The sequence below is a fragment of the uncultured Dialister sp. genome (assembly GCF_937959425.1).
Classification (GTDB): domain Bacteria; phylum Bacillota; class Negativicutes; order Veillonellales; family Dialisteraceae; genus Dialister.
In genome coordinates this window covers 1-6,724 of record NZ_CALGPS010000086.1, presented here as the reverse complement: position 1 = coordinate 6,724, position 6,724 = coordinate 1, and the positions used below count along the sequence as shown (strand labels likewise).

Here is a 6,724-nt window from a genome sequence, read left to right as displayed (position 1 = left end):
CTATGGGCCAACTTCGACTGACTTGCACATTCTCTGCAGAATGTGCACAGCGCGATGGAAAAGAGGCCCCCCTTTGGTGCTGACGCACCACCTTCGCCCCGGTGGGAAGCGTGTCACTGGATTTTCGGGTCGCTGTGCTTCCCTACAAATCCAGTTCCCTTGCCACCCCGCAGGCGGGGGGACAATCAAATTGGGAAGGGAACCCTCTGAACCCCGGGCCACAAAGCAGCCATATAAAATCTGCGGCGCCAGCCGCCACCACAACCTTCGGGCCTGAAGGGCCCGTCAAACCTAAGAACCCGACCGCCCAGCGGGCCGGTCAAACTTGAGAACCTTTTAGATAGATGCGAGGTGCATAGTATGTTTGAAAAATTCAAGGAGCATAAAAAAGCCTCTGTCCTCATAGCCGTCTTTCTTGTACTGGCCGTGGGCTTTGGGGGCTATGAGTACAGGAGCCATAAGGCGGCGGAGGAATCTGCCCGGCAGCTGGTGCTCTATGGCAATGTGGACCTTCGGGAGGTGTCACTGGCCTTTAAGAACAGTGATCGTATTTCCGATATCTTTGTGGAGGAAGGAGACCCTGTTACGAAGGGGCAGGTGCTGGCGAAGCTGGATACGGCGGACCTGGAGCACCGCATGGATATTACCCGTTCCCAGATCGATGCCCAGCAGGCGGTGGTGGATAAGCTCCACAACGGCACCAGGGCGGAGGATTTACGTAGCGCCGAGGCGAAGGTGAAGGAAGCCAGGGCGGAAAAAGATTTTCTGGCCTCCGATTACCAGAGAAAAGAGGATGCTTTTAATGCGTCCGGCGGAAGGTCTGTGAGCCGTCAGGTGCTGGAAGATGCCAGGACAAAGCTTCATGTGGCGGAAGCAAAGGTGAACGAAGCAGAAGAAGCGCAGAATCTGGCTGTAGCAGGTCCCCGGAGCGAAGATGTGGCTGCGGGAGAAGCCCAGCTGGATGCACTGCAGAATACGCTGAAGCAGGAGGAGTATACCCTGTCCCAGTCGGAACTCATTGCGCCCCAGGACGGCGTCATCCGTTCCCGTCTCATGGAAGTGGGGGACATGGCGTCTCCCCAGAAGCCGGTGTTCCGTATTTCCCTGAACACGAAGAAATGGGTGCGGGTGTATGTGAAGGAAGGAGACCTTGGCAAAATCCATGAAGGCATGGATGCAGAGGTGTATACGGACAGCGATGCCAAAAATCCGGTGAAGGGGCAGATCGGCTATATTTCTTCCACCGCTGAATTTACGCCGAAAAATGTGGAAACTTCAGAACTTCGCACGGCTCTTCTCTATGAGGTGAGGGTATATGTGACGGACCCGGAAAATAAACTTCGCATGGGCATGCCGGCTACGGTAAAAATCGGACTGTAAAGGGTGATGACATTGGATGAATGGGTAATCAGGGCCGGTGATTTGTACAAGGCCTTTGAAATCAGGAAGGGACAGCTGCTTCCTGCCCTGGACCATCTGTCCCTCTCTGTAAAAAAGGGGGAGCTTACGGCAGTCATCGGTCCCGACGGCGCCGGAAAGACCACCCTCATGCGGCTCATTGCAGGCCTCATGGTGCCTACCTCCGGCAGCCTGTCCGTACTGGGCCTTGACAGCGTAAAGGATGCGCAGGAAATCCAGAGCCGCATTTCCTATATGCCCCAGAAGTTCGGCCTCTATGAGGATTTGACGGTTTCGGAAAATATGAATCTTTACGCAGATCTTCACGGTGTGCCGAAGGAAAAGCGGCCGGCCCGTTTCCAAAAGATACTGGAAATGATGGGACTGGAGCGGTTCACCGGACGATTTGCCGGAAAGCTTTCCGGCGGCATGAAGCAGAAGCTGGGACTTGCCTGTACCCTGGTGCGGTCTCCGGACCTGCTCTTACTGGATGAACCGACGGTGGGAGTGGACCCCCTTTCCAGAAAGGAGCTTTGGGAAATCCTGAAGGAGTTTGTGAAAGAAGAGCATCTTTCCATCTTTGTCAGTACCGCCTACATGAATGAGGCGGAAATGTGCCGTCATGTGTTCGTGCTGAACCAGGGCCATATCCTGGCGGACGGCACGCCGGAAGATTTAAGGCATTTAGGTGAGGGCCGCACTTACCGGGTCATGCCGAAGAAGGGGACGCCCACCCGGATTCTGCAGGCCCATCTTCTTGACGATGATGAACATGTGGTGGATGCGGTGCCCCGGGGCGGCGACGTCCATTTCATCACCCGTGAAAAGGGCATGAAGATTCCTTATCTGGAAAAGAAGGGGCTGCAGGCGGTGGAGGATACGCCCCGCCTGGAGGATGGATTCATGATTCTTCTCAGGAAGGCGGAGTCCTCCGTGCTGAAGGCTTCGCCGGAAAGTGAAAGGGCGCTGGAAGAAGGCGGGCGGCCGTCTGATGAAGTGAATATCGAAGTCAGGAATCTGGTGAAGAAGTTCGGAGATTTCACGGCGGTGGCCAATACGTCCTTTAAGGTGCACAAGGGGGAAATCTTCGGTCTTCTGGGCCCCAACGGCGCAGGAAAGACTACCACCTTCAAAATGCTCTGCGGTTTACTTCCGGAAACAAGCGGGTTTCTTTCCGTGGCCGGGGTGGACCTTCGAAAGGCCAGAACCAGGGCCCGTGCCAATATCGGCTATGTGGCCCAGAAGTTTTCCCTCTACAGCCATATGACGGTCAGGGAAAATCTCAATTTCTTCGGCGGCATTTACGGCCTTGCGCCGAACCGGAAGAAAAAGCGGATAGAAGAAGTGGTGAAGGAATTTTATCTGGAGGACCGGCTGGATATGAAGGCAGGAGACCTGCCCGGCGGCTACAAGCAGCGCCTGTCCATGGCCTGCGCCCTCATTCATGAGCCGAAGATTCTTTTTCTCGATGAACCTACCTCCGGCATCGATCCTCTGGCAAGACGCAATTTCTGGCGCCAGATTACGACCTTGGCAGCCAAAGGCACCACCATCATCATTACCACCCATTTCATGGAGGAAGCGGAATACTGCGACCGTTTCATGATACAGGACAACGGGCAGCTTCTGGCCATCGGCAGTCCTTCGGAAATCAGGCAGAAGCTCCATGCACCTCGGGCGGATATGGATGATATCTTTATTAAAATAGTGAATGAAGCAAGGAAGAAAGGAGAGAAAAATCCATGGAAGGATTCTGCCGGCGCATGAAGGCGCTGATTTACAAAGAATTTCTTCAGCTGGGAAGGGATTCCAGTTCCCTCCTGCTGGGTATCGTTCTCCCCATTATCCTCATCCTTATCATCGGCTACGGCATTTCCCTGGATGTGAAGAACGTGCCCTGCGCCGTGGTGCTGGAAGATGCGTCCCCCAAGGCCCAGGATGCGGTGAGCTTCCTTAACGGCTCCGATTACTTTTCACCTACCTATGTGACAAGCATGACGGAGGCGGAAAAAAAGCTGCTGGACAGGGATGTAAATGTGATTATCCACATTCCTCCCGATTTCACCACTTCCCTCTATGAAGGACGGGCCAGGGTGCAGGTTATCATGGACGGTGTAGAAACGGCCACAGCCATGAGCACCTCCTCCTATGTGGAAAGCTCTCTTTCCGCCTGGATGGCAAAGGAAGGTTTTACCGGCGGCGGGATCCATATGGTATCCCGCATGTGGTTTAATGATGCCAATTCCAGCACCTGGTTCTTCATTCCCGGTCTCATTATGCTTATCATGACCATCGTAGGCGTCATGCTGACTTCCGTGGTCATGGCCAGGGAATGGGAGAGGGGTACCTTCGAGTCCCTTTTTGTGACGCCCGTAAAGCCCATGGAGCTGGTGCTGGCTAAAATGGTGCCCTATTTCTGCGTAGCCCTTCTGGGCATGGCCATCTGTCTTGTGCTTTCCCGCTTCCTCTTTGAAGTGCCTATGGAAGGCTCTCTCATCGCTCTTCTCCTGATATCCATGATGTACCTCCTGGTGGCACTTGGCATTGGCCTTGTTATTTCCGCTGTTACGAAAAGGCAGTTCCTGGCCTGCCAGTTTTCCCTGCTTATCAGCTTCCTGCCCTGTCTGGTGCTGTCAGGCTTCATCTTTGACCTTCGCTCCACGCCGGCCTTCGTGCAGGCGGTGGGGGATGTGCTTCCTTTTTCCCACTACCTTATTTCCATCAGGACCCTTTTCCTTTCCGGCACGGACGCCGGACTTCTCCTGAAGGAGGGGGGACTGCTGCTTCTTTACGCCCTGTTTTTTGTAAGCGCCGCTTTCGGCATGACGAAGAAGAAGGTGGAATGATGGATGAAATCAAACTATTCCTGCAGCAACTCCAGGTAATCTGCGAGAAGGAAATCATGGCGGTGTGGAAGGACCCGGCCACCCGCCGCATCGTGGTGATTCCGGTCATCATCCTTGGTTTTCTCTTCGGCTATGCGGCCAATTACAATCTGGAAGATGCGCCCTATGTGGCGGTGGATGAAAGCAGAAGCTATGCTTCTTCCGCTCTCCTTGCCCGCTTTGATGGCACCGGCCTTTTCCACCGGGCAGCCACCCTCCAGAGTCCCTCGGAAATGGGGGAGTACATCACCCGGGGAGATGCGGTGATGGCGGTGGTGATTCCTGCGGATTTTGAAAGGAAACTCTATACCGGCGAAAAAGCGGATATCCAGGTGATTACGGACGGCAGAAATACCATGACCGCAGGCCTTGCTGCCTCCTATGCCGCCCATATTGTGAACCGGTTTAACATGGACATGGCAGGACGGGAAAGCCCGGTTTCCATAGAAAGCAGAACCTGGTTCAACCCAAACATGATTACCCGATGGTTCTTCCTTCCCGGCATTATCGGCCTTCTGAGTTTTGCCCAGGTATTTCTCCTTTCCGGCCTTTCCGTGGCCAGAGAAAGAGAGGAAGGTACCTTTGAACAGCTGCTGGTGGCTCCTGTGTCTCCGGCGGTGATTCTTATCGGCAAGGCGGTGCCGCCTATGATTATCGGATTTATCCAGTGCACCATCCTGCTCTGCATCAGCTACTTCTGGTTCCAGGTGCCCTTTGCAGGCTCACTCATCACCTTTTATACAGCCCTTTTCTTTTATCTTCTGAGTTCCACCGGCTGCGGTCTCATAGTATCTTCCATTTCAAAAAATATGCAGCAGGTGCTGGTGTATGTCATCGTGTTCATGATCCCCATGGCCCTCCTCTCCGGTATCATTACGCCGGTACGGAATATGCCGGAATTCCTCCAGATCATTACCTACGCAGACCCCCTGCGTTTTGCACTGGAACTCATACGGCGCATTTATCTGGAAGGGCTCACGTTTAGCCAGCTGGCCTGGAACTTTGTGCCCCTGGCCGCTATTTCACTGGTGACACTTACCATAGCGGGATACCTGTTCCGCCATCATATGAATTGAAGGTGAATCTATGAAATCCATCAAAAAAAATACAAGAGAAGACGGGGAAGAAACGAAAGCAAAGCTCATAGAGTGCGCCGGCCGCCTCATTGCGGAGCAGGGCTTTGACCGCACCACCAGCAAGGACATCTGCCGCATGGCAGGGACAAACCTGGCCGCCGTGAACTACCACTTCGGCAGCCGGGAAGGCCTCTACAAAGCGGTGCTGGATGAAGTGTACCACTATATCATTTCTCCCAGGGAAATCGAAGTCATTGACCATGAAAACATACCACCCAGGGACAAGCTCATGAAACTTCTGGACCTCTATATCAAAGAAGCCCTCTTTTCCGAAAGCTGGCAGGTGAGGGTCAGCATTCGGGAACTGATTAATCCCTCCCCCGTATTTTCCCGCTTTGTTGAAAGCTATATAGGAAGAAAACTGACGCCGGTGCTGCACATGCTTTCCGCCTACCTGAACATTCCCGAAGATGATCCAAGAGTTCCCCAGGCCTTCCTGGCCGCCCTCTCCCCGGTTCTCATCTTTCTCCTCTCCGGCCATGGGCAGATGGGTCTTGTCATGTACGGCCTTGCCGGAAGAGAAAAGGAAGGAAAAGTGGAAGAAGCGGACATGCTGAAAGAATTCGTCTTCGCCGGACTGGACCGGCTGAAGGAAAAGTGGGGCGGGAAGAGATTTGAGAATTGAGGTTTGAGGAGGTGGAGACCGACAGACGGTCAGACGTCGGACTCCCTTCCTGCCGGACAGGTCATTCTGAACGAAGTGAAGAATCTCGGTACAAGCAGCAAGTGACGGATTGATTATAAATACTAGGGAAGCACTGATTAATTCATAGAGTCTGCTTTTATAAGAATTTTTATGCACTGCTTCGTCATAGGACTCCTTAAATAGCTAGTCGGCAGGAAGAAAACAGAACAGGAAGAAGCATAACATAGGCAATTTCCCGCCGTTTGGTATTTACCGGCAATGTGACACTATCTATATGTACCGAGATCCTTCGCTGCCGCTAGGATGACAGCGGGCGGCGGGAAAGAATGTGATTTGCGGGCTGTGAAAAAATGTAAATCATTTTTTCACGGCCCATATTTTATATCAGCTGCCGCAGGCAGCATGCCTTTGGCAATCCCCCCTCGCCACTGCGTGGCCCTCTCCCGCCCCGGTGGGAAGCGTGTCACTGGATTCTCAGTCGTCTATCGACTCCCTGCGAATCCAGTTCCCTTGCCACCTGACAAGCAGGGGGGCGCAAGAGAGTATATAGGCGCTCGCCACACACCCCTGGACAGGGGGGCAAGGTATGTAGTGGCGCGGTTCCTTTTCCCCATAAACTTGCCCACCCCCGCACTCGGGGGTGGGGGGACCACGTCAGT

Annotated in this window: 5 protein-coding genes; all 5 read left to right on the top strand. The window is 53.7% G+C overall.

Annotated features, from left to right (window positions below; translation table 11 throughout):
* Positions 1 to 360: 360 nt before the first annotated feature.
* From Q0482_RS03475 to Q0482_RS03455, 5 genes are read left to right on the top strand one after another with little or no spacing between them, the layout of a single operon-like run.
* Complete coding sequence (locus Q0482_RS03475) at positions 361 to 1,380, top strand: efflux RND transporter periplasmic adaptor subunit (RefSeq protein WP_299143433.1); 1,020 nt, start codon at positions 361 to 363, stop codon at positions 1,378 to 1,380.
* 6 nt (positions 1,381 to 1,386) lie between these two features.
* The gene (locus tag Q0482_RS03470) at positions 1,387 to 3,165 is read left to right on the top strand and encodes an ATP-binding cassette domain-containing protein (RefSeq protein ID WP_299143431.1); all 1,779 of its coding nucleotides are present in this window, start codon (positions 1,387 to 1,389) and stop codon (positions 3,163 to 3,165) included.
* Positions 3,141 to 4,244 (top strand): ABC transporter permease, encoded by a 1,104-nt coding sequence (locus Q0482_RS03465; RefSeq protein WP_299143428.1) that lies wholly within the window; start codon positions 3,141 to 3,143, stop codon positions 4,242 to 4,244. Before Q0482_RS03470 ends, Q0482_RS03465 begins: the two co-directional genes overlap by 25 nt.
* On the top strand, positions 4,241 to 5,359 hold the full coding sequence (locus Q0482_RS03460; RefSeq protein WP_299143425.1) for an ABC transporter permease: 1,119 nt from the start codon (positions 4,241 to 4,243) through the stop codon (positions 5,357 to 5,359). Before Q0482_RS03465 ends, Q0482_RS03460 begins: the two co-directional genes overlap by 4 nt.
* Positions 5,360 to 5,369: 10 nt before the next feature.
* Positions 5,370 to 6,044, top strand: a complete 675-nt coding sequence (locus Q0482_RS03455) for a TetR/AcrR family transcriptional regulator (protein WP_299143422.1) — start codon at positions 5,370 to 5,372, stop codon at positions 6,042 to 6,044.
* The last annotated feature ends 680 nt before the right edge of the window (positions 6,045 to 6,724 follow it).